Origin of the sequence: Marinobacter sp. R17 (assembly GCF_003789045.1) — a bacterium.
GTDB classification, from domain to species: domain Bacteria; phylum Pseudomonadota; class Gammaproteobacteria; order Pseudomonadales; family Oleiphilaceae; genus Marinobacter_A; species Marinobacter_A mangrovi.
The window spans coordinates 1-26,032 of the sequence record NZ_RHGZ01000005.1 but is presented as its reverse complement, the minus strand read 5'-3'; the positions used below and the strand labels follow the sequence as shown (position 1 = coordinate 26,032).

At 62.7% G+C, this 26,032-nt stretch carries 25 protein-coding genes; 16 read left to right on the top strand and 9 right to left on the bottom strand.

What is annotated here, in order from left to right; all coding sequences use genetic code 11:
- The 4 genes from EB809_RS05260 to EB809_RS05245 all read left to right on the top strand — a co-directional run bounded on the left by EB809_RS05260 (position 1) and on the right by EB809_RS05245 (position 3,931).
- Positions 1 to 1,008 carry an aspartate carbamoyltransferase catalytic subunit gene (locus EB809_RS05260; RefSeq protein WP_123633775.1) on the top strand — a complete coding sequence of 336 codons (1,008 nt, stop codon included), beginning with the start codon at positions 1 to 3 and terminating at the stop codon, positions 1,006 to 1,008.
- Entirely contained in the window at positions 1,005 to 2,297 is a 1,293-nt protein-coding gene (locus EB809_RS05255; protein ID WP_123633774.1) for a dihydroorotase, read from the top strand. Before EB809_RS05260 ends, EB809_RS05255 begins: the two co-directional genes overlap by 4 nt.
- A 115-nt stretch (positions 2,298 to 2,412) precedes the next feature.
- Positions 2,413 to 2,700, top strand: coding sequence for a hypothetical protein (locus tag EB809_RS05250; RefSeq protein WP_123633773.1), 288 nt, complete (start codon positions 2,413 to 2,415; stop codon positions 2,698 to 2,700).
- 262 nt (positions 2,701 to 2,962) lie between these two features.
- Positions 2,963 to 3,931: a putative solute-binding protein gene (locus EB809_RS05245; RefSeq protein ID WP_223807832.1), complete on the top strand. Its 969-nt coding sequence runs from the start codon at positions 2,963 to 2,965 to the stop codon at positions 3,929 to 3,931.
- A gap of 44 nt (positions 3,932 to 3,975) precedes the next feature.
- Here the strand turns inward: EB809_RS05245 and EB809_RS05240 are convergent, their stop codons facing one another.
- The gene (locus tag EB809_RS05240; protein WP_123633771.1) at positions 3,976 to 4,251 is read right to left on the bottom strand and encodes an HU family DNA-binding protein; all 276 of its coding nucleotides are present in this window, start codon (positions 4,249 to 4,251) and stop codon (positions 3,976 to 3,978) included.
- A gap of 389 nt (positions 4,252 to 4,640) precedes the next feature.
- Here EB809_RS05240 and EB809_RS05235 point away from each other — a divergent pair, with 389 nt between their 5' ends.
- The 3 genes from EB809_RS05235 to EB809_RS05225 all read left to right on the top strand — a co-directional run bounded on the left by EB809_RS05235 (position 4,641) and on the right by EB809_RS05225 (position 9,009).
- Positions 4,641 to 5,711 (top strand): hypothetical protein, encoded by a 1,071-nt coding sequence (locus EB809_RS05235; RefSeq protein WP_317848703.1) that lies wholly within the window; start codon positions 4,641 to 4,643, stop codon positions 5,709 to 5,711.
- 159 nt (positions 5,712 to 5,870) lie between these two features.
- Positions 5,871 to 6,890 carry a putative solute-binding protein gene (locus EB809_RS05230; RefSeq protein ID WP_123633770.1) on the top strand — a complete coding sequence of 340 codons (1,020 nt, stop codon included), beginning with the start codon at positions 5,871 to 5,873 and terminating at the stop codon, positions 6,888 to 6,890.
- A gap of 37 nt (positions 6,891 to 6,927) precedes the next feature.
- Positions 6,928 to 9,009, top strand: coding sequence for a TRAP transporter large permease subunit (locus tag EB809_RS05225; protein ID WP_190294829.1), 2,082 nt, complete (start codon positions 6,928 to 6,930; stop codon positions 9,007 to 9,009).
- A gap of 556 nt (positions 9,010 to 9,565) precedes the next feature.
- Here the strand turns inward: EB809_RS05225 and EB809_RS05220 are convergent.
- The 6 genes from EB809_RS05220 to mutM all read right to left on the bottom strand — a co-directional run bounded on the left by EB809_RS05220 (position 9,566) and on the right by mutM (position 14,790).
- Positions 9,566 to 11,098, bottom strand: coding sequence for a phosphoenolpyruvate carboxykinase (locus EB809_RS05220; protein ID WP_123633769.1), 1,533 nt, complete (start codon positions 11,096 to 11,098; stop codon positions 9,566 to 9,568).
- Between the two features lie 263 nt (positions 11,099 to 11,361).
- Positions 11,362 to 12,213 (bottom strand): Hsp33 family molecular chaperone HslO, encoded by an 852-nt coding sequence (gene hslO, locus EB809_RS05215; protein WP_123633768.1) that lies wholly within the window; start codon positions 12,211 to 12,213, stop codon positions 11,362 to 11,364.
- A gap of 52 nt (positions 12,214 to 12,265) precedes the next feature.
- Complete coding sequence (gene hslR / locus EB809_RS05210) at positions 12,266 to 12,670, bottom strand: ribosome-associated heat shock protein Hsp15 (protein WP_123633767.1); 405 nt, start codon at positions 12,668 to 12,670, stop codon at positions 12,266 to 12,268.
- Positions 12,671 to 12,739: 69 nt separating this feature from the next.
- Positions 12,740 to 13,420 carry a GMP/IMP nucleotidase gene (gene yrfG, locus EB809_RS05205; protein ID WP_123633766.1) on the bottom strand — a complete coding sequence of 227 codons (681 nt, stop codon included), beginning with the start codon at positions 13,418 to 13,420 and terminating at the stop codon, positions 12,740 to 12,742.
- Positions 13,421 to 13,499: 79 nt separating this feature from the next.
- Positions 13,500 to 13,826 (bottom strand): hypothetical protein, encoded by a 327-nt coding sequence (locus EB809_RS05200; protein WP_123633765.1) that lies wholly within the window; start codon positions 13,824 to 13,826, stop codon positions 13,500 to 13,502.
- Positions 13,827 to 13,974: 148 nt separating this feature from the next.
- Positions 13,975 to 14,790, bottom strand: a complete 816-nt coding sequence (gene mutM / locus EB809_RS05195; RefSeq protein ID WP_123633764.1) for a bifunctional DNA-formamidopyrimidine glycosylase/DNA-(apurinic or apyrimidinic site) lyase — start codon at positions 14,788 to 14,790, stop codon at positions 13,975 to 13,977.
- A gap of 371 nt (positions 14,791 to 15,161) precedes the next feature.
- Here mutM and EB809_RS05190 point away from each other — a divergent pair, with 371 nt between their 5' ends.
- Positions 15,162 to 16,340, top strand: a complete 1,179-nt coding sequence (locus tag EB809_RS05190) for a fatty acid desaturase (protein ID WP_123633763.1) — start codon at positions 15,162 to 15,164, stop codon at positions 16,338 to 16,340.
- Between the two features lie 47 nt (positions 16,341 to 16,387).
- On the opposite strand, the gene rsmD is transcribed toward EB809_RS05190, so the two are convergent.
- On the bottom strand, positions 16,388 to 17,017 hold the full coding sequence (gene rsmD, locus EB809_RS05185) for a 16S rRNA (guanine(966)-N(2))-methyltransferase RsmD (RefSeq protein ID WP_123633762.1): 630 nt from the start codon (positions 17,015 to 17,017) through the stop codon (positions 16,388 to 16,390).
- Between the two features lie 180 nt (positions 17,018 to 17,197).
- On the opposite strand from rsmD, the gene ftsY reads away from it, so the two are divergent.
- The 8 genes from ftsY (at position 17,198) to EB809_RS05145 (ending at position 25,355) form a co-directional block, all read left to right on the top strand.
- Positions 17,198 to 18,382 (top strand): signal recognition particle-docking protein FtsY, encoded by a 1,185-nt coding sequence (gene ftsY, locus EB809_RS05180; RefSeq protein ID WP_123633761.1) that lies wholly within the window; start codon positions 17,198 to 17,200, stop codon positions 18,380 to 18,382.
- Positions 18,383 to 18,456: 74 nt separating this feature from the next.
- On the top strand, positions 18,457 to 19,149 hold the full coding sequence (gene ftsE, locus EB809_RS05175) for a cell division ATP-binding protein FtsE (protein WP_123633760.1): 693 nt from the start codon (positions 18,457 to 18,459) through the stop codon (positions 19,147 to 19,149).
- The gene (gene ftsX, locus EB809_RS05170) at positions 19,139 to 20,140 is read left to right on the top strand and encodes a permease-like cell division protein FtsX (protein WP_123633759.1); all 1,002 of its coding nucleotides are present in this window, start codon (positions 19,139 to 19,141) and stop codon (positions 20,138 to 20,140) included. The genes ftsE and ftsX overlap by 11 nt, the downstream gene beginning before the upstream one ends.
- 229 nt (positions 20,141 to 20,369) lie before the next feature.
- Entirely contained in the window at positions 20,370 to 21,236 is an 867-nt protein-coding gene (gene rpoH, locus EB809_RS05165) for an RNA polymerase sigma factor RpoH (protein ID WP_123633758.1), read from the top strand.
- 144 nt (positions 21,237 to 21,380) lie between these two features.
- A complete protein-coding gene (locus EB809_RS05160; protein ID WP_123633757.1) occupies positions 21,381 to 22,301 on the top strand; it encodes an NAD(P)-dependent oxidoreductase in 921 nt (306 codons plus the stop codon).
- Positions 22,302 to 22,304: 3 nt separating this feature from the next.
- A complete protein-coding gene (hyi, locus tag EB809_RS05155) occupies positions 22,305 to 23,084 on the top strand; it encodes a hydroxypyruvate isomerase (RefSeq protein ID WP_123633756.1) in 780 nt (259 codons plus the stop codon).
- A 110-nt stretch (positions 23,085 to 23,194) separates the two neighbouring features.
- Entirely contained in the window at positions 23,195 to 23,875 is a 681-nt protein-coding gene (locus EB809_RS05150) for a response regulator transcription factor (RefSeq protein ID WP_123633755.1), read from the top strand.
- Positions 23,862 to 25,355, top strand: a complete 1,494-nt coding sequence (locus EB809_RS05145; protein ID WP_123633754.1) for a sensor histidine kinase — start codon at positions 23,862 to 23,864, stop codon at positions 25,353 to 25,355. The genes EB809_RS05150 and EB809_RS05145 overlap by 14 nt, the downstream gene beginning before the upstream one ends.
- 24 nt (positions 25,356 to 25,379) lie before the next feature.
- On the opposite strand, the gene EB809_RS05140 is transcribed toward EB809_RS05145, so the two are convergent.
- Positions 25,380 to 25,613: a hypothetical protein gene (locus tag EB809_RS05140; protein ID WP_123633753.1), complete on the bottom strand. Its 234-nt coding sequence runs from the start codon at positions 25,611 to 25,613 to the stop codon at positions 25,380 to 25,382.
- Positions 25,614 to 26,032 lie beyond the last annotated feature (419 nt).

Sequence of the window (26,032 nt, the reverse complement as noted above, 5' to 3'; positions counted from 1 at the left end):
ATGACGACAACGGACGCCTCAGCGCGCGCGCTGCAGCTCAACGAGCAGGGCCAGCTGCGCCATTTCCTGACCATCGACGGCCTCGACCGGGAGCTGCTCACCCGCATCCTGGACACCGCCGACTCCTTTATCGAAGTGGGCGAACGCCGCATCAAGAAAGTCCCTCTGCTGCGGGGCTGCACGGTGGTGAACCTGTTCTTCGAATCCAGCACCCGCACCCGCAGCACCTTTGAACTGGCGGCCAAGCGCCTGTCGGCGGACGTGCTGAACCTGGACATCAGCACCTCCGCCACCTCCAAGGGCGAGTCCCTGTCCGACACCCTGCTTAACCTGGAAGCCATGGCCAGCGACATGTTCGTGGTGCGCCATTCCCGCAGTGGCGCGCCGCATTTCATCGCCCAGTCGGTGACGCCGGGCGTGGCCATCATCAACGCCGGCGACGGCCGTCACGCGCACCCGACCCAGGCGATGCTGGACATGCTCACCATTCGCCAGCACAAGGGCCGCTTCGAAGGGCTAAAAGTGGCGATTGTCGGCGATATCCTGCACTCGCGGGTGGCCCGCTCCCAGATCCAGGCGCTGAACGTCCTCGGTGCTGAAGAGGTGCGCCTGATTGCCCCCAGCACGCTGCTGCCGACGGACGTGGAGAGCCTGGGCTGCTCCGTGGCTTACGACATGCGCTCGGGGCTCAAGGACATCGACGTGATCATCATGCTGCGCCTGCAGCGCGAACGCATGGAAGGCGCCTTGCTGCCCAGTGAGCGGGAGTTCTACAAAGTGTACGGCCTGAACACCGAGAAGCTGGCCTACGCCAAGCCGGATGCCATCGTCATGCACCCCGGTCCGATCAACCGGGGTGTGGAAATCGAATCCGCCGTGGCCGACGGGCCGCGCTCGGTGATCCTCAACCAGGTCACTAATGGTATTGCCATCCGCATGGCCGTGATGTCCATGGCGATGGGCGGGCAGCGGGCCCAGCGTGGTCAGGATGCGGAGGGACAGGCATGAACAGCACACCGGCACTGCGCATAGAAAACGGCCGTGTGATTGATCCTCATACCGGTCGGGACGAACAGCAGTCGCTACTGATCCGGGATGGGCTCATAGCCGCCACCGGCAGCGAGGCGGATGCCGCCGCGGCGGATTCGGTTCTGGACGCCGCGGGCGGCTTGCTGACCCCCGGCTTTATCGACCTCTATTGCAACCTGCGCGAGCCCGGCAACGGCCAGAAGGGTTCGATTGCCAGCGAGAGCCGGGCGGCGTCGCGTGGCGGCTTCACCACCGTCTGCGCGGCTCCGGATTCCTCGCCGGTCAACGATTCCAGTGCGATCACCCACCTCATTCGCGATGTCGCCGAGCGCGACGCGCCGATTCGGGTGCTGCCGTTGGGCGCCGCGACCAAGGGGCTGTCCGGCGAGCTGCTGAGTGACATGGTGGGCCTGACCGGCGCCGGCTGCGTGGCCCTGAGCAACGGTTCGGAAACCCTGGTCAACGCCCGGGTGTTGCGTCGTTGCATGGCGTACGCCCGCACCTTCGGCATCACCCTGATGCTGCACCCGCAGAATCACGCCCTGGCGGCGGATGGGTTTGCCCACGATGGGCTGGTGACGGCGCGCCTGGGTCTGCTGGGCATTCCCGAGGTGGCGGAGACCGCCGCGGTGATGGAAATGATCCTGCTGGCCGAGGAAACCGGCGTGCGCCTGCACCTGAGCCAGCTGTCCTGCGCCCGCAGTGTGGATATGGTGGCTCAGGCCCGCAGCCGTGGCGTCGCGGTCACGGCGGATGTGGCCATGCATCATCTGCTGTTCACCGAACAGGCGTTGGCCGATTTCGACAGCCGCTACCATCTGCAACCGCCGTTGCGTTCCGAGGAAGATCGCCAGGGGCTGATTGAAGGCGTGCGCAGCGGTGCCATCAGCGCCATCGTCAGTCAGCACCAGCCCCACGATCCGGCGGCCAAGAACGCGCCGCTGGGGGATACCGAGGCCGGACTGTCCAGCATCGAAAGCGTCCTTTCCATGGGCCTGATGCTGGTGGAGCGGGGCGAGCTGGAGCTGCCGGCCCTGATCCGCGCCCTCACTACAGGTCCGGCCCAGGCGCTGGGACTGACGCCGCCGTCGCTGTCGGTGGGGCAGGTGGCCGATCTCTGCTGGATCGATCCACAGGCACACTGGACCGCGTCTGCGGATTCGCTGTTGTCCGTTGGCAAACACGCCCCGCTGCTGGGGACACCGTTGCCGGGCGTGGTGAACCAGGTCTGGGTCGACGGCGACGTGGCGTACACCCGGCAGGACTGAATCCTTGGCAGACTGCCGTTCCGTCCGGGCCTGCTACACTTAATGGGCCTCTGACTGGCTTATGGGCCGGCTCACCGGAGCCGGCGGTTCCTGACCCAAACTGGCGGAGATCACCATGGGATTCCTGTCTTTCCTGCTGTTGCTGGCGATTGTCTGGCTGCTCTGGACCATTTCCCGCAACTCCACTGATTCCCTCGACAAGCAGACGGCGCTGCAGCATCAGTTGGTGGCGCTGGAGAAGCGGGTGGATACGCTGCTGGAGCAGCTGGCCGAGCAGCAGAAGAAAACAACCAGCAAGAGCTCGCCCAACCGGCGCTCCACGGCCCGCAAAAGCGGAACTGGTTCAAAGACCGGCACAAAAGCCGGCGGCACCGACGCCAGCGCTGCCAAGAACGCCGAATAGCCCGATGGCGCAGCAGGCCGGCCCGTCCGGGCTGCTGTGATCTGTCGCCGATGGCTGGTGGCAACAATGCCCCATCGGCCCGGGCGCTCCTGCCAACGCAACCCTTCCGGGGCCTTCCTATTCTGATGCCACCGGTGGCCGTTCTGGTCAACCCATGAACCAGGCCGGACACAAGGCATGACAAGAATAAGCAGGAGTGCGCCCCATGTTCAGTCCATCCCGGCTGCGCCACCTGACCGGTGGCCTGGCCTTGTCTATCAGTATGCTGCTGACCGCAACCGCTCAGGCGGACGAGCAGGCGGTCATCAAACGCAGTTTCTGTGTGTTTGATCCCGTCGGGGCCAACGGCCCGCTGTTCGCCATCACCAAGACGTTTCGTCCGGTCGCCCTGCGGGAAGGGGTGGAACTGGACCTGCGCGCCTACACCGATGAAAAGGTGGCCGCCGAAGACTTCAAGGCCGGGCAGTGCGATGCGGTCCTGCTGACCGGCACCCGGGCCCGGGAGTTCAACAAGTTCACCGGCAGCCTCGAAGCCATGGGCGCCATTCCCGGCGAGAAGGAAATGCGGCTGCTGTTCAACACCCTGAGCCAGCCCAAGGCCAAGCCGTTCCTCACCAACGAGCGTTACGAAGTGGCCGGTATCTTCCCGGGTGGGGCGGTCTACCTGTTCACCCGCGACCGCAACATCGACACGGTGGAGGAATTGCAGGGCAAGAAGATCGCCACGCTCGACTACGATACCGCTTCACTGACCATGGTCCGCCACGTGGGCGCGTCAGTGGTGGGGGCCAATTCCGCCAACTTCGCCGGCAAGTTCAACAACGGCAGCGTCGACATCGCCTACGCGCCGGCGGTGGCCTACACGCCGCTGGAACTCTACAAGGGCGTTGAACCCAACGGTGGCGTCTTCAAGTACGCCGTGGCCTACATGAATTTCCAGGTGATCCTGCACCGCGACCGCTTCCCCGAGGATGCCGGGCAAATGGTGCGTGACGAAGCGTCCAAGCGCATCAACGAGGCCTACCAGATCATTGCCCAGGCGGAAGCCGAGATTCCTGAGGACGAGTGGATGTACCCGCCGAAAGAGGACGTGCAGGAGTATGACCAGATGCTGCGGGAGGTGCGCCTGTCGCTGCTCGACAAGGGTGTCTATGACCCTCGTGCGATCAAGCTGATGAAAGCGATTCGCTGTCGCGTGGATGCTTCCAGGGCGGAGTGCGCGTCGAGTTAAGGGAGAAACCGGGCCGGCTACAGGACGCAGCCGGCCGCTGGCGCTTACTTGCCGACGGCGTCTTTCAGCGCTTTACCGGCCTTGAAGCCCACCGTCTTGCTGGCGGCGATCTTCATGGTAGCGCCGGTCTGCGGGTTGCGACCGGTCCGGGCTTCGCGCTTGCGGACACTGAAGGTGCCAAAGCCGATCAGTGAAATGTCGTCGCCTTTGGCGGCGGCGGCGGACACCTGATCGGTAAAGGCGGTGATGACCTCGGCGGCTTTTTCCTTGGTCAGACCGGTCTGCTCGGCAATGGCACTGGCAAGTTCGGGTTTGCGCATGAAATTCTCCTTCGATGGTGAACAGGTGATGCGCCCTGCGGGGACGTCACCGACTGCTGCCGGGTATCGGCCCGGCGATAGTGAGCCTACCTGAGGCTTCATACAGGTATAGCGTTTCGGCGGAGGCTGTCAATCCCGAAGCAGGGCAGAGCCGCCGCCGTCATTGCGGCTTTGAGGCGTCCGTCTCACAAAATCGTTGTGGACTTGAGGATAATCCCGGTCTGTAACAAATCGTTACAGGTGGTGCCATGTCAGGGTGCCTTTAGACGGTGCTGCACAAAAAGCGTGAATGCGTCGGACAGCAGCAACCTCGTAGCGGTTCCGCAACTTTCTAATAAAAACAGGGGAGTAAGCAGATGCTCCCGCGAACCCAAAAGGTGACAGGCTGTATGACAACACGTGCTGATGCTTCCCGTTCATTCTGGCGTCCGGCTCTGGTACGCCGCGCCCGTGCCGTCGCGTTGTCGGCGCTGGCTGCCGCTTCGCTGAGTGGCTGTGGCGTCGTGAACCACATGATCTATTCCACCACCGGCGACGTGATGCAGGGTTTCTCCAAAGAGCACACCATGCCTTACCTGCTGGAGACCCGCGATCTGGAGATGGCCTGCGCCATGAGCGAGTCGGTGCAGCCGCTGTTGATGTCCTTTGGGCGGGTCACCGACAACCCGGACCAGCTGGCGGTGATGATGAGCCTGCAGGCCGGTGGCTGTGCCGAGGACCAGGCGCGGGAGGCGGAGCTTGAAAGCATGGGCGCCCTGCGGGCCCGTCAGCCGGAGCAGGCCGAGGACGCCATTATCCTGCAGAAGCGCTATTACGCCCTGGCCGCCCAGCGTTATTTCAAGGGCTGGCGCCATTTTGAAGCCTTCTACGGCGATCCGGAAACCGAAGCGTGTCCCGACTTCGACGAGGACATGGACGAATTCATCTACCTGGCCGGCCTGCTGTCGGGGTTGCAGGCTCTGAACGCGGAAATCCAGTCCACCGCGCCGGTCGGTGTGCCCAAGAACATCGGCTCGATCGTGGCCCGCGCCTCCGGCTGCCTGGATAACGAAAAATGGTGGGGCGCGCCCATGGCCCTGCGGGCCACCGTCTGGGCGATGATCCCGGGGGCCCAGCCGGATGGCGAAGACGCCTTCGAACGGCTGCAGGCCTCCGATGCCATCGGCGAGGCCGAGGGTGTTCGCATCAGCCACGTGTTCCACGCCATCGCCGCCTGGAACGAGGGGGATATGGATCGGGTGAAAGATGTCATCCGCCGCCATGCCGACGCCATCGAGAAACGACCGGCCGACCCGGAATGGGCTCTGGTCGACGAACTGGCCACCCACAACATCCTGGCGATTTCCGACCGGTTGTGGATGGAGAACACCGGTCACCGCACGCCCATGGGCGGGCTCGGCACCTTCTGGGATGACGAGGCCCCGGTGGGTGAGGTGATCGATCTGGATTCCCTGCTGTAGGCCGACCGGGCTGTTGGGGAATCCGTCTGCGGGCGTTAGCGCCCGCACTGGCGGCGGTGCTGTGAGGCCCGCCGGCATCACGTTGAGCGGTCGTGATGTAGGGACACCGCTGTAGCCCGTCTACAGCGCATAACGATAACAATGACGGAGACACTCAACATGCAACTTGGAAAGCGGGCCCTGGCGGCCCTTGGCCTGACACTCTGGCTGGGCGCCGGCCTGGCTCACGCAGCCAATGCGGAGGTGATCAAGCGATCCTTCTGCGTTTTTGATCCGGTGGGTTCCAATGGCCCCCTGTTCAACGTGATGAAGTCGGTTCGCCCGACGGCCCTGGGCTGGGGCGTCGACCTGGATCTGCGGGCCTACACCGACGAGAAAATCGCCTCGGAAGACTTCAAGGCCGGACAGTGTGATTCGGTGCTGCTCACCGGCACCCGGGCGCGGGAATACAACCACTTCACCGGCAGCATCGAGGCCCTTGGTGCGCTGACCAGCGAGGCCCAGATGCGCATCCTGCTGCAGACCTTGGCCCAGCCGTCCGCCGCCAGCCTCCTGCAGAAGGACAATTACGAGGTCGTGGGCATCCTGCCAGCGGGCTCCATCTACCTGTTCATCCGGGACCGCAACGTCGACACCGTGGAAGAGCTGCAGGGCAAGAAGATCGCCACGCTGGATTACGACAACGCCGCGGTCACCATGGTGCGTCACGTGGGCGCCTCGGTGGTGGGCGCCAACTCCGCCAACTTTGCCGGCAAGTTCAATAACGGCAGCGTCGACCTGGCCTACGCGCCGGCGGTAGCCTACCAGCCGCTGGAACTCTACAAGGGCGTCAATCCGGACGGTGGCATTTACCAGTACCGCCTGGCGCAGATGACGTTCCAGATGATCGACCATCGTGACCGCTTTCCCGACAACTACGGCGATCGCATGCGGGCCTACGCGCTGTCCCGGGTGGACGAAGCCTACGGCCTGATCCAGCAGGCAGAGAAGGACATTCCGGCATCCACCTGGATGCATCCGACCCAGCAGCAGGTGGCGGACTACGACCGCATGCTGGGCGAGGTCCGCGTCAGCCTGCGCGACGCCGGCACCTACGATGCGCGCGCTCTCAAGCTGATGCGGGCCATCCGCTGCAAGGACGATGCGACACGGGCGGAATGCGCCCTCGCCGCCGAATAGGGCGAACAACACCGTAAACCGATAAGGCTCGATCTCGATGTCTGCAACCGTAATGACCCAGCGAACGGCCGCGCGAACCGGATTGGAGTGGTTTTCCTCGCTGCCGGCGTGCCTGCTGTTGTTGCTGGTGGTGATCTTCTCCACCAGCAGCGATATCCACAACCAGATGCTGCGCGGTGGCGAGCAGCTCTGGAGTGGGTACTACAAGCTGCGGTCGGATCCAGTGGAACCCGGTTGCAATCCGAACCGGGACATCGACACCGAGGTCGAGCGCAAACTGGCTGACTCCCGTAAGGCGGCGGATGACCCGCTGATGGGCCTGCTCGGCGAACAGACGGTGAACCCGGCCGATGTGCGTGCGGCGGTGGAGAACGCCGTCGCCCTGTGCCGGGAGAAGCACGCCGACTACGCCAGCCTGCAGGGCCAGATGACGCCGGGGCTGAAAGCCTATCGGGCGGTGGAAGGGTTTGTCGCCGATCTCATTGCGCTGGGCCTGACGTCCCAGCGCTACATCCTCGTGGTCCTGGTGATGCTGTGCGCCGCCACCGCCACGCTCACCCGTCATCACATCGCCATGCGGGCCATCGAGACCCGTCTGGACTACACCCTGTCGTATTTCCTGCAGACCGTGGCCAACGTCATGCTGCTGGGCTCCAGCCTGTTGTACCGACAGACCTCCCATGATGCGGGCTCGGACATCACCTTGGAGCGGGAAATCCTGCACGACCTGTGGATCGCCGGCTTCCTGGCCCTGACGATGGTCAGCCTCTATCGCCTGGCGCGGCCGCCCGCCGACCTGAAACCGGGCGGGGACCTGGTCAAGGCGGGACTCGCCGTGCCGCTGTATACCGGCATGTGCCTGATCTCGGGCACCTATTTTGCTGTGGTGGGGCACGCCGCGGGCATCGGGGTTTATCTCGACAAGATGATGGAACTGTCCGACATGTTCCTGAATGTGGCGCTGTATGTCTGGGTGGGCATGATGCTCAAGCAGACGCGGCTGGCGACGCTGGTGTTCAATGTGTTCCGGCCCTGGCGCATGCCACCTGAAATGCTGGCGGTGGTCGCGGTGATCGTGGCGGCGGTGCCCACGGCCTACACCGGGGCGTCCGGGATCTTCGTGATCGCGGCCGGCGCGGTGATCTACAGCGAGCTGCGGGCGGCCGGGGCCCGGCGTCATCTGGCGCTCGCCGCCACCGCCATGTCCGGCTCGCTGGGTGTGGTGTTGCGGCCCTGTCTGCTGGTGGTGGTGATCGCCTACCTGAACCGGGAGGTGACCACGGACGATCTGTTCGGCTGGGGCGTCTGGGTATTCCTGCTGACCGCCGTGCTGTTCCTGGCCATTTCCCTGAGTGCCAACCGGCAAAGCCCGCTCAAGCTGGCGCCGGCCGGCGAGGCGCTGCCGGCCATGCTGCGCCAGTTGGTGCCGCTGGTGCCCTACGTGCTGGTGATTGCCGGTGTGGTGCTGTTCTACCGCTGGGCGCTGGATGTGGGCATGGACGAATTCTCGGCGCCGCGCATCCTGCCGGTGATCATGCTGGCGATCCTGGTCTACGAGCACATCACCCTGAAACGGGCCCGCCACGCCGACGGCGATCGCGTGAATCATCAGGGCATCGAGCGCAGTATCCGCGGGGCCACCAACGATACGACGTCGGAAATCGGGGCGTTGCTGCTGTTGCTGGGGCTGTCGGTCAGTATTGGCGGGGTGATCGAGCGGGCCGAGATCATGTCTCTGTTCCCACAGTCCTTCGCCAGCCCCTGGGCGGCGATGGTGCTGATGGTGCTGGTGTTGGTGGTGCTGGGGATGATCATGGATGCGTTTGGTGCCGTGATCCTGGTCAGTGCGACCGTGGCGTCCATCGCCTACAGCAGCGGCATCAACCCGATCCACTTCTGGATGACCACGTTGGTGGCCTTCGAACTGGGTTACCTGAGCCCGCCGGTGGCGCTCAACCATCTGCTGACCCGGCAGGTGGTGGGCGAAGCGGAAGTCTCTGCGGCCATGGCCCAGACCGGCACCTTCTATCAGCGCCATGAGCGGATCATCATGCCGTTGATTGTCATGGGCATTGCGTTGCTGTTGGTGGCGTTTGTGCCGTTGGCGTTTTATGCGTGATTCAAGGATTCCTCGGGAGTGACTCTTGTGTAGCCGACGCTTTAGCTTCGGAGGGCCCGTAAGGGCCCCGACATGCCTCTCTCAAATGTGGTGAGTCAAATTCCAGGGTTGCCAGCTCGTGCCAGGGAAACGCAGGAATACCCTTGCCTACGCTGTATTAGACGGCCGTCCCTGGCCGGCTAATACGACCGGGACGTCCTTGTCCATCCTCCGGCAAGGGTAATCATGCGCTTCCCATAAACCTCGAAATTAGCGCTTCAAGCGTCACCGGATACATCGATCATGGTCGGCAATGAATGCGATAGCTTCGTAGGTTGGCGCTGACGCAGGAAGCCCAATAGGGCGGGTTTGAGGCCAATCTCATCCAATCCAATGGTCGCCAAGCCGGCTTTCGAGAACCCATGCTCCAAGCCTGTCTCGCGATAACGGGAACGTCTGGTGCCCGCTCATTGTTGGGCTTCCTGCGTCAGCGCCAACCTACCTCTCCGCGAGCGTATTCATGCATCGTTGGGCACAAAAAAGGCGCCCATTGGGCGCCTCGTAAACCAGCTTCCGATCAGGCTTTGGGGCCTGCCGCCACGATGGCGTCGGAGACGTCGAACTTGGTGAAGTTGTCGACGAACTGGTTGATCAGCTCCTGGGCCTTGGCGTCGTATTCGGCCGGGTCGCTCCAGGTGTTGCGCGGGTTCAGCAGTTTGCTGTCCACGCCCGGGACTTCTTTCGGCACGTCCAGGTTCAGCTTGTCCAGGTGCTCGGTTTCGGCACCTTCCAGGTCGCCGTTCTGGATGGCGCTGATGATGGCGCGGGTGGTCGGGATGCTGAAACGCTCGCCGACACCGTAGGGGCCGCCGGTCCAGCCGGTGTTGACCAGATAGACCTTGCTGCCGAACTCTTCCATCCGCTTCATCAGCAGCTCGGCGTAGACGCCGGCCGGACGCGGGAAGAACGGCGCGCCGAAACAGGTGGAGAAGGTGGACTTCAGCTTGGAGGAGGAGCCCATTTCGGTGGAGCCCACCAGCGCGGTGTAGCCGCTCAGGAAGTGATAGGCCGCCGCTTCTTTATTCAGCAGGGACACCGGGGGCAGGACGCCGGTCATGTCGCAGGTCAGGAAAACGATCGCGGACGGCTCACCGGCGCGATTCTCGATGACCCGCTTCTCCACGTGCTCCAGCGGGTAGGCGCAGCGGGAGTTTTCGGTCAGGGAGACGTCGGTGTAGTCCGGCTCGCGGGTCTCGTCGTCGATCACCACGTTCTCGACGATGGCGCCAAAACGGATGGCGTCCCAGATGATCGGTTCGTTCTTCTGGCTCAGGTCGATGCACTTGGCGTAGCAGCCGCCTTCGATGTTGAAGACCGTGCCCGGACCCCAGCCGTGCTCGTCGTCACCGATCAGATAACGATCCGGGTCGGCGGACAGGGTGGTCTTGCCGGTGCCGGACAGGCCGAAGAACAGGCAGGTTTCGCCGTCTTCGCCGACGTTGGCCGAGCAGTGCATTGGCAGCACGTCTTTTTCCGGCAGCAGGAAGTTCTGCACGGAGAACATGGCCTTCTTCATTTCTCCGGCGTAGTGCATACCGGCGATCAGGACCTTGCGCTTGGCAAAGTTGATCATCACGGTGCCGTCGCTGTTGGTACCGTCACGCTCCGGGTCGCACTGGAAACCGGCGGCGTTGAGGATCTGCCATTCCTGCTTGTCCGCCGGGTTGAAGCTCTCCGGACGGATGAACAGGGTGCGGCCGAACAGGTTCTGCCACGCGGTTTCGGTGGTCATCTTGACCGGCAGGTAGTGCTCCGGATCCGAGCCCACGTGGACGTTGGAGACAAACTGGGTCTTGTCCGCCAGGTAAGCTTCCACACGATCCCACAGCGCGTCGAACTTGTCGGCATCGAACGGGCGGTTGATCGGGCCCCAGTGGATGGCGTCGGAGGTGCTGGGTTCTTCGACGATAAAACGGTCCATCGGAGAACGGCCCGTCCGTTTGCCGGTCTTGACGACCAGAGACCCGTTCGCAGCCAGCCGGCCTTCGTTGCGCTCCAGCGCCAGTTCGACCAGTCTTGCTGCACTCAAATCAGTGTAGGTGTTACTCACTTCAACCTCGCCCTAGGTGGTTTCGGCATTGCTCGATCCGACGTCGTCCCGGGAACGGCCCGGCTCAGAAACTGACGGTTTTATGAACAATCGGGTTCGCACAGGCGCGCTATTATGCCAGAGACCTGATTAAAAAACGACTGCCCGCAAAGGTGCATGGTTGAGGGCTTTACGGCCAATTTGCACAACGTTGGGGAGCCTGTTTGCAACTGTTCTGTTACATTCCGGGAAGCCTGGATCCGATGGTATCCAGGCCATCCCGATCAGTGCAGTGAATGACCGTGGAACAGTTGGTCGATATCGTTGCGGTCAAAGCGGTACTGCGTATGGCAGAACTGGCAGTCCATCTCGATGGTTTCCTGCTCATCGAGAATGCTGTAGCACTCGTCCTGACCAACGGATTCCAGTGCCGCCAGTGTCCGCTCCCGGGAGCAGCTGCACTGGAAACGCACCGTTTCCGAATCGAAAACACGCAGGGTTTCTTCGTGGAACAGGCGGTTCAGGACGGTCTGGCTGTCCAGTCCGAGCATTTCATCCGCCTTGACCGTGCTGGCGAGATGGCCGACGCGTTGCCACAGGTCGTCGTCCAGCGACTTGTCGCCCGGCAGACGCTGCAGCATGAGGCCGGCGGCCTGTTTGCCGTCGGCAAACAGGAACAACCGAGTGTCGATCTGCTCCGAACGTTCGAAATACTCTTCCAGACAGGCGGACAGGTTGTCGTGCTCCCGCGGCACCACGCCCTGGTAGCGCTGGCCCTGGTCCGGGGTGATGGTGATCGCCATGCGGCCTTCGCCAAGCAGCTCGTCGAGACTTTCGCCGGCCGGCTGGGTGTCGTAGCGGGCGATGCCGCGAATCGCGCGGTCGTGACTGCATTCGGCCATCAGCATGCGGACCGGACCTTCGCCCTGGGCCTGGATGGACAGGGTCCCTTCAAACTTGAGCGTGCCGGACAGCAGCACGCTGGCCGCCAGGGTTTCCCCCAGCAGGTGCTGGATGCGCTCGGGGTAGGCGGACTGGGAGATGATCTCCTGGAAGCTGCCGGACAGGCGGACCCACTCGCCGCGGACCTGGCTGTCTTCAAAAAGGAATCGTTGGAACTGATCGTCCAAAGCCATGGAATCAAGACCTCATCTTGAATAGGGGGTAAAAGGCGTCAAATGATTGCTGTCAGAGCCCGTGCTGATCCCGGAAACGCTGCAAGTCCCGGCGATCTTTCTTGGTCGGGCGCCGTGCCGGCGGCAACTGGGCGGCCTGCATGGTCTTGCGCTGCCAGGCGATCTCTTCGCGCTTCTTCTCGCTCTCCGCGGTCTCGTGGTAGAGCTTCTGCGCTTCCGGAGCCGCGCGCCGACGGTCGCTGATGTCGTCGACAATGACTTCCTTTTCCTGATGACCCAGTCTCAGCCGCAGCCGCGCGCCCACTTCCACCGGTTTACCCGGCTTGGTGCGCTGACTGTTGTAATGAACCTTGCCGCCTTCGATGGCTTCCTTGGCGATGGTTCGGGTCTTGTAGAAGCGTGCGGCCCAGAGCCACTTGTCGAGCCGCACCCGGTCATTGGTTTCTGCTGAACTCATGATGCTCCGGTAGCCGGGTGTATCTGTGTCGGTGTGCCCGCCGACGATCCTTACTTGATTATAACGCGATCAACCCGGCATGGGGACGGGTGAAATATCCGCCAGGATTTCATCAAAGTGAGCAATCGACGGCGTCCCGGCCTGGGCCGCGCGCACCGGTTCCCGGCTGTCGGGCGCCAGGATGGCCAACTGCTGGCCAATGCCGGCTTGCCGGGCGCTGGCCAGGACCGACAGATTGTCGTCCACCATCAGCGTGCGTTCGGCCCGATAGGGCTCGACTGCCGCCAGATCGGCCCAGAACCGGATGTCCTCTTTCGGGCGTCCGAAGTCGTGGGTCGACAGGATTCGATCGACATGGCGGTCGAGGCCGGTTTTTTCAAGTTTCAGGGCCAGCGGTTTGGGGTGGCAGTTGGTGACGATCACGCTGCGGCGGCCGCTGTCACGCAGTTTCCCCATGAACGATTCCGCATGCGGGCGGTAGTTGATGCGATCGGCGACTTCGCGCTTGAGGGCGGTGATGTCCACATCCAGGCGATCGCTCCAGTAGTCCACGCAGTACCACTGCAGGGAGCCTTTTTCCGATTCGATCTGGGGGATGATGTGCTCGCGCGCCGCCGCGTGGCTCACGGATTTGAGTTCAGCGTAACGACGGGGCAGGTGGTCGAGCCAGAAGTGGCTGTCGAAGTGCAGGTCCAGCAGTGTTCCGTCCATATCCAGGAACACCGTGTCCAGCGCTGACCAATCGATCATGGGGCAGGCCCGATATCAGAGAGTGATATTCAAGCCTGCCGCAGATCCCGGGTCGGGGCAATAGGGCCTTGCCGCGACGTTACTGGGTGTTGGCGACAGTGTCCTGCTTGCGGCCGGACTGGGTGCAGCCCAGACAACGGACAAACGTGGCTTCTGCCGGTCCCAGGAACAGCGTCTCGCCCGCTTCCTTGGCATTACCGCCCAGCAGCGAGAAGGGCAGGGACACTACATACACCGCACCGCCAACGATCGTCGTGGCCAGCAGGACCGGGCGAGCGAACAGGGCATCGGCGGTCATGGCGAAGGCGGACGGCTCTTCTTCGACGGGGTTGGCGTAGCCCAGGGAGGAAAAGCCCATCAGGCTGACGGCGAGGGTCATGACGAAAACACGTGCAAACTTGGACATTGCTGATTCTCCTGGAAATTCCGGAATACCGTCCGGCCATCCGGGGCAGGACGCCGGTTTTCTGGTTCAGATGGGTTAACTATGGCTCATGGTGCCGTGATTTCAAACGTTTTTCTGTCACTCAGTGTGACACGTTACGCGCTTCGCTTTAGCGCTGGCAGCGGGGGCAATACACCGTAGAGCGCTGTCCCAGCCGGATTTCCTTCAGGGTGGTTCCGCACTGGCTGCAGGGTTCGCCACCGCGGCCGTACACGTTCAGGGACTGGGCAAAGTAGCCCGGCTTGCCGTCGCTGTTGACGAAATCCCGCAGGGTGGTGCCGCCCATCAGGATGGCGGCCGTGAGAATTTCCCGGATGGCCTCCACCAGGCGGACCATCCGGTCCCGTCCAATGCGGCCGGCGGCCCGGCCCGGGTGAATGCCGGCCATGTGGAGCGCTTCATTGGCGTAAATGTTCCCTACCCCGACTACAATGCGACTGTCCATGATGAAGGACTTGATGGCGGTGCTGCGCCCGCGGGACTGCCGGTAGAGCTGATAGCCGGTAAACGCCACCGGATCCAGCGGTTCCGGGCCCAGGTGGCTGATCAGGGGATGCGCGTCGGGATCGTCGCTCCACAACCAGGCCCCGAACCGGCGCGGATCGTTGTAACGCAGCCACCGGTTGTCGCCCAGCTCCAGTTCCACGTGGTCATGGGTCAGGCGGGGCGTACCGTCGGTCACGATGCGCAGGCTGCCGGACATGCCCAGGTGGATCATCAGCGTGCCGTTATCGAAACGCACCAGCAGGTACTTGGCGCGCCGGTCTACCTGCCGCGGCGTGGCACCGGTCAGACGCTGGGCCAGATCGTCGGGAATCGGCCAGCGCAGGCGTGGCTCGTGCACCCGGGCACTGCGGATTACCCGGTTTTCCAGGAAAGGGGCAATACCGCGTCGGGTGGTTTCCACTTCGGGCAGTTCAGGCAAGGTCGACTCCTCGGTCACGGGCAGTTCAGGATGCGGATTGTCGCCTACGGGGGCGGGAAGTCAAACGCCCGGGTGCCCCATGGCCGGCTTTCCGTACCGACTGTAATCGAGACTTACAAAGACTCGCGACTGGTCACAAAATAGACATGGATTGGGCTGCGAGGCTTGTTGTAGCTTACAGCTGTACGCTAGACTGCGAACGTCCAGGAGTTCCTCAACTATTGGCGGTATAAGAAAGGCTCCTGAGTGCGAGATGGCGTGAAGACAAAGGCGTTTGGCGCGCTTTCACGCGGTCTCTGATTTGTCAGGTTCCATCGCGGAGAGATACGGAACGTCTTTTCGCCCGCGTTATTTCTTCGAGGAAACATCCTATGTGGTACAACGGTCTCCTGGACCTCCCGGCCTGGCAGCTGGTGCTGGTGGTACTGGGACTCACTCACGTGACCATCGTCAGCGTCACCCTTTACCTGCACCGGCATTCGGCGCACAACTCGCTGGATCTGCACCCGGCACTGGCGCATTTCTTCCGCTTCTGGCTGTGGCTGACCACCGGCCAGAACACCAAGGAATGGACCGCCATCCACCGCAAGCACCACGCCACGTGTGAAACCGAAGACGATCCCCACAGTCCGGTGGTCAAGGGTCTGAAAAAAGTGCTGGCCGAAGGCGCCGAGCTGTATCAGGAAGCCGCCACGCCGGAAACCCTGGCCCGCTATGGCCAGCGCACCCCGGAAGACTGGATTGAACGCAAGGTCTACACCCCGCATAAATTGATGGGCATCGTCTTGATGGCGGTGATTGATCTGGCGTTGTTTGGCGTCAATGGCATCTGGATCTGGGCGATTCAGATGATGTGGATCCCGCTCTGGGCGGCCGGCGTGATCAACGGCATTGGCCACTATTTCGGCTACCGTAATTTCGAATGCAGCGACAACGCCCGCAATATCGTGCCCTGGGGTCTGATCATCGGCGGTGAGGAGCTGCACAATAACCACCACACCTATCCGAACTCGTCCAAGCTGTCGCGTCGCTGGTACGAAGTGGATATTGGCTGGGGCTATATCCGCCTGTTCCAGTTCTTCCGCCTGGCCAAGCCGAAAGGCTATCGTCCGATTGCGCACCGCGTACCGGGCAAGCTGGATATGGACGTGGAAACCGTGCAGGCGATCGCCAACAACCGCTTCGACATCATGCGCCAGTATCGCAAGCGCGTGCTGGAGCCGGTCCTGCGCCAGCAGAAGCAGGTGATGGAAGAAGACATCAAGCCGTTGTACAGCAAGGCCCGCAAGCTGCTGTCGCGGGAGAGTTCTCTAATCAAGCCGCACGACCAGAAAAAGCTGGAATCGCTGCTGGAACGCAACGCCGTGCTGCGTCAGATCTACGACAAGAGTCACGAGCTGCAGGCGCTGTGGCGCCGCCGTGGCCTGAAGCCGCAGGACAAACTGCACGCGCTGGCGGAATGGTGCCGCGACGCCGAAGAAAGCGGTATTCGCTACCTGGAAGAGTTTGCCGCGCACCTGAAGTCCTACGCCCTGCGCCCGGCATCCTGATTGAATCCCGGTCTGATCCGGCTGCGCGCAGCCGGATCAGAACCGGATCAAGCACCTACCTTGTACAGCCGGTAGCACACCTGACCGGCGACTTTCTCCCGATGCAGTGACCAGTTGGATGGCACCACCACCTGGCTCCGTTCGCTCTCATGCTCGATATACACCCAGCTGCCGTCGGCGACCCAGCCGTTGTCGACAATCAGCGGGAGCAGCCGGTCCAGCCAGTTCTCGCGAAACGGCGGATCCATCAGGAGCAGGTCGAATGGCGCGTCCGCGGTCTGCCCCAGAAAGCCGGCGACATCCTGGCAGACGACCCGGCCGGTATCGGACTTAAGCCGGGCCAGGTTGGCTTTCAGGGCGTCGCACAGGGCCCGGGTGTGATCCACGAACACCGCTTCGCGGGCCCCGCGGGACAGGGCTTCCAGTCCCAGGACGCCGCTGCCGGCGAACAGGTCCAGGCAACTTGCGCCGGGGACCACCGGCATCAGCCAGTTGAACAGGGTTTCGCGGACCCGTGAGGGTGTTGGTCGGACGCCGCCCACGGCGGGAAAGGTCAGGCGCCGGCTGCGCCAGTCGCCGCCGATGAGGCGGAGTTCACCCGTGTCCTGGACGGTGGCTTGGATGGCACGGCGTCGGGCCGGAGGTCGGCCGTTTTTTCGGTTCGGCTTGCGTGGCATGGTCGTTAAGAGCTCCACCGATGGGTTTAGACGCGCGCAGTCTAACCAAAACCGCCATCAATTTGGACGATCATTGGTCAGCTCGCTAGAATACGCGGCTCTGACGGCGTGTCCCGGGCGCCGCGCCCGGTGTAGTGACACCTTCGATTTCTCACCTCTTGACCGACGGAACTGCAAAAGATGAAGGCAGAGTGGATTATGACAGGACTTCTGGTCCTGCTGGTGCTTGTATTTGTTGTGGAACTGGTGAATCGCCGCCGGGCGCGTCCGCGTCCCAAGGCAGTTCCGCAGCGTGAACCTCAGCCCCAGGCCGGAGCCACGCCTGCCGAGACGCCAGCGGTTACCGAAACGGTCGAAGCGGAAGCCGAAGCAGAAACGCCCGCCCCGGAACCGGCGGTCGAGCCGGAAAAGCCGGCGCCTGAGCCCGTCCCTGAACCGGAATCGTCCGCGAGTGTTTTCCAGCGCATCAAGAGCGGCCTGGGCAAGACCCGCGCCAACCTGTCGTCCGGCCTGTCCGATCTGTTCAGCACCGGCAAATCGGTGGACGAGGACCTGCTTGAAGAGATCGAAACCACGCTGCTGACCGCGGATGTGGGCATCACCGCGACCACCGAGATCATCGGGTCCCTGACCGACAAGCTGGAGCGCAAGCAGCTCAAGGACGGTCAGGCGGTGCGCGAGGCCTTGAAGAATGATCTGCGGGACCTGCTGGTGGACAGTACCGAGCCGCTCAATATCGACACCGGCAAGAAACCGTTCGTCATGCTGGTGGTCGGCGTCAACGGTGTCGGCAAGACCACGACGATTGGCAAGATGGCCCGCAAGTTCAAGGCCGAGGGTAAGTCCGTCATGCTGGCGGCCGGCGATACCTTCCGTGCGGCGGCGGTGGAGCAGCTGCAGGTCTGGGGCGAGCGAAACGAAGTGCCCGTGGTCGCCCAACACACCGGCGCCGACAGCGCCTCAGTGATCTACGACGCGGTGCAGTCCGCCCAGTCCCGCGGTGTCGACGTGGTGATCGCCGATACGGCGGGCCGTCTGCAGAACAAGGACAACCTGATGTCCGAGCTGGAGAAGGTCGTCCGGGTGATGAAGAAGCTGGACGATTCCGCCCCCCATGAAGTGATGCTGGTACTGGATGCCGGAACCGGTCAGAATGCCCTGAGCCAGGCGCAGGTGTTTCAGCAGGCCGTTGGTGTCAGTGGCATCACCCTGACCAAGCTCGACGGCACCGCCAAGGGCGGTATTATCTTTGCCGTGGCGCGCCAACTGAAACTGCCGATTCGCTACATCGGCGTGGGCGAACAGGCGGAAGACCTGCGTCCGTTTGATGCCGAATCCTTTGTCGAGGCGCTTTTCGACGAATAAACGGGAGTGGCCGGCGATGAGGCCGTCCTCGCGCGGCCGGGCCGGGCACGTATTTCCAGACAGGAAACAAGCAGTTGATCGAGTTCGAGAAAGTCAGCAAACGCTATGAAGGCGGGCACACGGCCCTGAAAGCCGTCAGCTTCGCGATGAATCGGGGCGAGCTGGCTTTCCTGACCGGCCATTCCGGCGCCGGCAAGAGTACCCTGCTCAAACTTATCATGCTGATGGAGCGGCCCACCGGCGGACACGTTATCGTCGGTGGCCAACGCCTGAACCAGCTGCCGCGCCGCCAGATTCCCTTCATTCGCCGCCACATCGGCGTCGTGTTCCAGAACCACCAGTTGCTGTTCGACCGCACGGTTTTCGACAACGTGGCCATGCCGCTGGAAGTGACCGGTGTGCCGCACCGGGAAATCGGTCGCCGGGTGCGGGCGGCCCTGGATAAGGTGGGCCTGCTCAACAAAGAGAAGATGAACCCGATCCAGCTCTCCGGCGGGGAGCAGCAGCGAGTGGGCATCGCCCGCGCCGTGGTCAACAAGCCGCCACTGCTGCTGGCGGATGAGCCCACCGGTAACCTGGATCCGGAATTGTCGGCGGACATCATGCACCTGTTCGAGCAGTTCAGTCAGGTGGGTGTCACCGTCCTGATTGCCAGTCACGACATCGCCCTGATCCGGCACATGCGCCGGCGCGTTCTGACCCTGCGCAACGGCGAGATGACCTCGGGCGACGCCATGCCGGACGAGGAGGCGCTGTATGGCCACTGAACGTCGGGCCCGCGGAGCCGCCTCCACCCGTTCTCCCTGGAAGGAACTGCTGGGCAGTTACCTGCTGCATCATCGCAAGACCGCCCGCGACAGCGCCGAGCGCCTGTGGCGGGCGCCGGTTGCCAGCCTGATGACCTGGCTGGTGATGGGCATCGCGCTGGCCCTGCCAGTGGGGTTGTTGCTGCTGCTGACCAGTTTGCAGGGCGTGAGCGCCGGTTGGGAGAGCACCGCCCGGGTGACCGTCTATCTGGACCAGTCCGCCACCACGGATGATCTCGATCGTCTGCGGGCCCAGGTCGCCAGCCGGCCGGATGTCACCGACGTGACGGTGATCACCAAGGACGAGGCCCTGAAAGAATTCCGGGCGTCGTCGGGTCTGGCCGATGCGCTGGACTACCTGGATGAAAACCCGCTGCCGCACACCCTGCTGCTGACGCCGGACGAGTCCGTCCGCAACCAGATTGGCATGCAGAAGCTGATGGTGGCACTGGAAGATCTGAAAGACGTGGCCCGGGTCCAGGTGGATCTGGGCTGGCTGCAACGGCTCAACACCATTACCGACCTGCTGGGGCGCGGGGTCTGGGCGTTGGGGCTACTGCTGGCGGCGGCGGTGATCCTGGTGATCGGCAACACCATTCGACTGGCCATCGAAAACCGGCGCGATGAAATCCTGGTGGCCAAACTGGTGGGGGGCACCGACGCTTTCGTGCGTCGGCCGTTCCTGTATACCGGCGTCTGGTATGGCCTGGGTGGCGGTATCGTGGCCTTTATCCTGCTGCAGGTAACCCTGTGGTGGATGAGCGGCCCGGTCCAGCGGCTGGCGAGTCTGTATCGCAGCGAATTTGAACTGAGCGGCTTGTCCTGGGATGGCACGCTGGGCTTGCTGATGGTGTCAGTGCTGTTAGGGTGGATGGGCGCCTGGCTGGCCGTAAAGCGCCATCTTGAGGCGATCGAACCCAACCAGATTGAAGCCCGTGCGACGGCCGGCTGATGCCGGGGCCGTTTCGGGTTCACCGTATAGTCGATTTTGCCGGTGACCGGTACAACAGAGTAACGAAAGTGTTGGTGGTGACCGTTTTATTGCCGGTCCGACACGTCGAAATCGAGCCAACACATTGATATTGAAGGTTTCATTCCTGAAGGCATGGAACTTTCAGGCGACTTGGCGGTCATAACAATGATTGCTATATTAGTGGGTCGCCACGTTGCGGAGGAAAAGCATGGGTACAAGCTTACAGCTGACAGATCGAATGGTTCCGGGTGCGAATCTTGAGGCCTACATCCAGGCCGCAAGCAGCATCCCGATGCTGTCCGCCGCTGAAGAAAAGGAACTGGCCGAACGCCTGCATCAGGACAATGACCTGGAAGCGGCGCGTCGTCTGGTGATGTCCCATCTGCGCTTTGTCGTGCACATTGCCCGCAGTTACTCCGGTTACGGACTGGCTCAGTCGGATCTGATCCAGGAAGGCAACGTCGGCCTGATGAAGGCCGTCAAACGCTTCAACCCAGAATACGGGGTGCGTCTGGTGTCGTTTGCCGTGCACTGGATCAAGGCCGAGATTCACGAGTTTATCCTGCGCAACTGGCGCATCGTGAAAGTCGCGACCACCAAGGCGCAGCGCAAACTGTTCTTCAACCTGCGCAGTCAGAAGAAGCGCCTGGCGTGGTTGACGCACGACGAACTCAACCGGGTCGCCGAGGATCTGGGTGTGGAGCCCAAGGTCGTGCGCGAGATGGAGGGCCGTCTGGCCTCACAGGATACGGCGTTCGACGGTCCGATGGACGATGACGACGATAACGCCTATCAGGCGCCGGCCTATTATCTGGAAGACCGTCGCAGCGACCCGGCCAAGCAGTTGGAGCAGTCCGACTGGACGGAGGATTCCAACAGTCGCCTGATGAGCGCGCTGTCCGGCCTCGATGAGCGCAGCCAGGACATCCTGCGTGAGCGTTGGTTGAGCGAGAGCAAGTCCACGTTGCATGAGCTGGCGGACAAGTACGGCGTGTCTGCCGAACGGATTCGACAGCTCGAGAAGAACGCCATGAAGAAGATCCGGTTGCAGATGGGCGAGCCTGAAGTCGCCTGATCGCACGCGATCTGAACCGAAAAACGCCACGGCCGTGATGGTCCGTGGCGTTTTTGTTTGTGGGGGGTAACCCGTGCCCGTCGGCAGAGTCCCCCGCAATCCGTTATCATCGGGACTTTTCCACTGCCCGGAAAGCCCGTTGCTATGACCCAACCTCGTATTGCCTTCCTCGGAATCGGCCTCATGGGGGCGCCCATGACCGAGAACCTGCTTCAGGCCGGCTACCCCATGACCCTGTGGAACCGCACCCGCAGCAAGTGCGCCCCCTTCGCCGAGCGCGCCGCCGTCGTAGACTCCCCAACAGACGCTGTCGCCGGAGCGGACATTGTCATCACCATGCTGGAAAACGGCCCGGTGGTGGACGATGTGCTGGTGAACCAGGGCGTGATCGATGCGCTGCGGCCGGGCAGCATCGTGATCGACATGAGTTCGGTACAACCATCGCTGGCCCGCGACCACGCCGAACGCTGTCTGGCTTGCGATGTGGGCTACCTGGATGCACCGGTGTCCGGGGGTACGGTCGGGGCGGAAGCCGCCAGCCTGAGCATTATGGCCGGGGGCGAGGCGTCAACGCTGGAACAGGCTCGCCCGGTGCTTGAACGTTTGGGCAAGGTGACGCACATCGGCCCGGCGGGCAGCGGGCAACTGGCCAAGCTGGCCAACCAGGCCATCGTCGGCATCACCATCGGCGCGGTATCAGAGGCGCTGATGCTGGCCGCCCGGGGTGGGGCGGATCCGGCGGCGGTGCGCGAGGCCCTGATGGGCGGGTTTGCCGGCAGCCGCATCCTGGAGCTGCACGGCCAGCGCATGATCGACCGCCGTTTTGACCCGGGCGCGCCTTCGCGCATCCAGCTCAAGGACATGCGCATGATCCTCGACGAGGCCCGCGCGGAGAACCTGACCCTGCCGCTGGCGCAGCGCACCCACGACGAATACCTGTCCCTGATCGCCAATGGCCAGGGCGAAGCGGACCACAGCGGCCTGTTGTTGGCGCTGGAGCATCTCAACGGCGTGCAGATGTCCGATCCGGACCTGCCGCCACGGGCCAAAGCCAACCGGAAGTAAGCCATGCCGCGCTTCGCTGCCAACCTGACCCTGCTGTATACGGAGCTGCCTTTTCTGGATCGCTTTGAAGCGGCCGCATCGGATGGCTTCAGGGGCGTCGAGTACCTGTTTCCCTACGAATGGCCCGTCCACGAATTGCAGGCCCGCCTGAAAGATCATCGGTTGACCCAGGTGCTGTTCAACCTGCCACCCGGTGACTGGGCCGCCGGGGAGCGGGGCATCGCCTGCCTGCCGGACCGGGTGGATGCGTTCCGTGAGGGCGTAGCCCGGGCACTCGACTACGCCGGGGCACTGGAATGCACGCGCCTGAACTGCCTGGCGGGCATCAAACCCGTCGGTCTGGATGACGGGGTGGCGCGGGATACCCTGGTGGCCAACCTGCGCTGGGCGGCGCAACAGCTGGCGCCGGCCGGGATCACCCTGACGGTGGAAGCCATCAATTCCCGGGTGGACATGCCCGGCTTCTTCCTGGACACGGCCGAGAAAACCCTGGCCATGATTGAGGCGGCGGATGAACCGAACATTGCCTTGCAGTATGACCTGTACCACATGCAGATCATGTCCGGCGATCTGATCCGATCGCTGGAGCGCTATTTACCCGACATCGGTCATATCCAGTTCGCCGACAATCCCGGCCGCCACGAGCCCGGCACCGGTGAGATAAATTTTGACAGAATTTTCAGTACCCTGGACGAAATAGGCTATAGTGGGTGGGTCAGCGCGGAGTACCACCCCAGCGGTGCCACATCGGCCAGCCTGTCCTGGCTGGGTGCGTCGTCATGAGCTGACCGTCGCCATTTGCGACACCCTCTTACAAGATGTTAACTGGCTGTTTAATGTAGCGGTTCGTACTCTGTAGTCATTCCATTCACGCATTGCGGGAGGCCTGACCGGTGAGAGCGCTGGTAATTGAAGACGATCATGATGTAGCAACCTACCTCGTCAAGGGACTGAAGGAGTCCGACTTCGTCGTCGATCACGCGGCTGACGGCAAAGACGGGCTGATGCTGGCAGCGAGCGAAGACTACGACATCATGATTGTCGACCGGATGCTGCCGGGCATGGACGGTCTGAACATCATCAAGACGGTTCGGGCCACCGGTAACAGCGTGCCGGTGCTGATCCTCAGCGCCCTGGGCGACGTGGACGACCGCGTCGAAGGTTTGCGAGGCGGCGGTGACGACTACCTGACCAAGCCGTTCTCGTTCACCGAGCTGCTGGCCCGGATCGACGCCCTGGTGCGCCGTAACCGCCAGTCGCCGGAAACAGAAACCGTGCTGCGCGTGGCGGACCTGGAAATGGATTTGCTGGCCCGTACGGTCAAGCGGTCCGGCCAGAACATCGACGTTCAGCCCCGGGAATTCCGACTGCTGGAATACCTGATGCGCAACGCCGGCCAGGTGGTGACCCGAACCATGCTGCTGGAGAAGGTGTGGGACTATCACTTCGATCCCCAGACCAACGTGATCGACGTCCACATCAGCCGGCTGCGCGCAAAGATCGACAAGGAATTCGATACGCCGTTGCTGCAAACGGTGCGGGGCGCAGGATACATGTTGCGTGAAGATACTTAGTCAGCTCAAAACCTCCACCTTTCAGCTGGCCCTGCTTTACATGGTGGTTTTCGCCACCTCCGTATTCCTGTTGCTGGCGTTTATCTACTGGCGAACCGCCGGTTTCATGACCGAACAGACGGATGAAACCATCGAGGCGGAAATCGCCGGTCTGGCCGAGCAGTACCGGGGCCGTGGCGTCAACGGCCTCATCACCATCATCCGGGAGCGGGTGGCCCGGGATCCCAACGCCAAATCCCTCTACCTGCTGGCCACCGACGATTATCTCAAGCTGGCCGGTAACCTCAGTACCTGGCCGGAAGAAGCCCAGATCCAGAACGGCTGGATCAACTTCACCCTGGACGACAAGGTGGGCTGGAAAGGCTCCGAGCGCCTGGCGCGGGCCCGCGTGTTCGAGGTGCAGGGCGGGTTGCGCCTGCTGGTCGGACGCGACGTCCAGGAACTCACCACTCTCAAGCGCCTGATCGAGCGCGCCATCAACTGGGGCATGGGCATCACCCTGGCGCTCGCGCTGCTGGGCGGTTTCATGATGAGCCGCAGCACCACCAAACGGATCGAGGTGATCAACGCCATCTCCCGGCGGATCATGAACGGTCACCTGTCCTTGAGGATACCCACGCGCGGCACCAACGACGATTTCGACCAGCTGGCGGACAACCTCAACCAGATGCTCGACCGCATCGTCTACCTGATGGAAGGCATTCGCCACGTTTCCGACAGCATCGCCCACGATCTGCGCACGCCGTTGACCCGGCTGCGGAATCAGCTCGAGAACACCCTGATGGCGGTCGACAACGACGAGGCCCGCGATCAGGCGGCCAAGGCCGTGTCGGAGGCGGATCAGCTGCTGGCCACCTTCAACGCCCTGCTGCGGATTGCTCGCCTGGAAACCCGCGGTAATGCTGCCGACAAAACCGTCATCTCACTCGGCGAACTGGTGGCCGATGCCTGCGAGCTCTACGAGGCGGTGGCCGAGGACAAGGACCAGGCCTTCGAACAGGCCATCAGCATGGAAGTGAAGATCGAAGGGGACCGCGACCTGCTGTTCCAGATGGTCAGCAACCTGATCGACAACGCCATCAAGTACACGCCGGAGCAGGGCGATATCCGCGTGGCGGTGGAAGAGCTGGAAGGCGAAGCGGTTCTGGAAGTCAGCGACAGCGGCATCGGTATCCCGGACAGCGAGAAGGACAATGTCTTCCAGCGCTTCTATCGGGTCGGCAAGAGTCGGTCGTTACCCGGCAACGGCCTTGGTCTCAGTCTGGTCAGCGCGGTGACGGAGATTCACCAGGGCCGCATCGAGTTGAGTGACCGCCGGCCCGGCGAGGAAAACCCCGGACTGCGCGTGCAGGTTTTCCTGCCACTCTATCGTCCGATTCGCGGCAAGGCGCTGCGGGTTCAGGAGCAGGCCCTGCAGGCCGGCGCGGTGGAGCCCGACGAGAAAGAAACCCAGCAGGAGTCCAGCCTCTCGCAGTCGTGAGCGGCCGGACTCACGCCCGGGTGATCAGATGCGCGCCAGACCCCGGGCGCGGTCAACCAGGCCTTCGACACGGCGGATCTGGCTGCCGTAGCGCGCCTGCAGGCTGTCCCATTCCCCTTCCAGGTGTTTCTGCTCGGCCATGGCCAGGGCAATCAGCGTATGGCGGTTCACCTTGCTGGTGACGCCGTACTGATCCAGTCGGTAGCCCACTGCATCCAGCCCGTTCAGGGCCATGTCGATCGCTTTTTTCACATTCATCCGGGTGCACCTCGTATTACTGTGTGTCGTCGCCGATCAGCCTCAATGGCTGGCGGACAGCGCTTTCATACCTGTGCGCAGAATCTAGGGCGGGTTTCTAGAATGCTCAACCTAGAATGACCAAAAAGTTCCCGGCCGACCCCTTAAAAAAGTGTAATTGCGGGGCCACTTGGGTGTAACCCCGGATGTGCAGAATAGAAAGTGTCGAGTAAGACAATATCTGAGACGCCAAGCGCTTCAGGTATTGTTCCCTCCAGCACAGCGCTAGCCTTAACCCCGCAATTTGCGGGGTTTTTTTGTGCGCCCGGCACGGGCGCACTCCTGGAGGTGCAAGTCCTCCCGTGAGCTGGCCACAGCGAGCGAAGTGAAGCGCAACTGCGGAAGGGCGACTGACCGTGGGGAGGAAGCGTGGAGCGTAA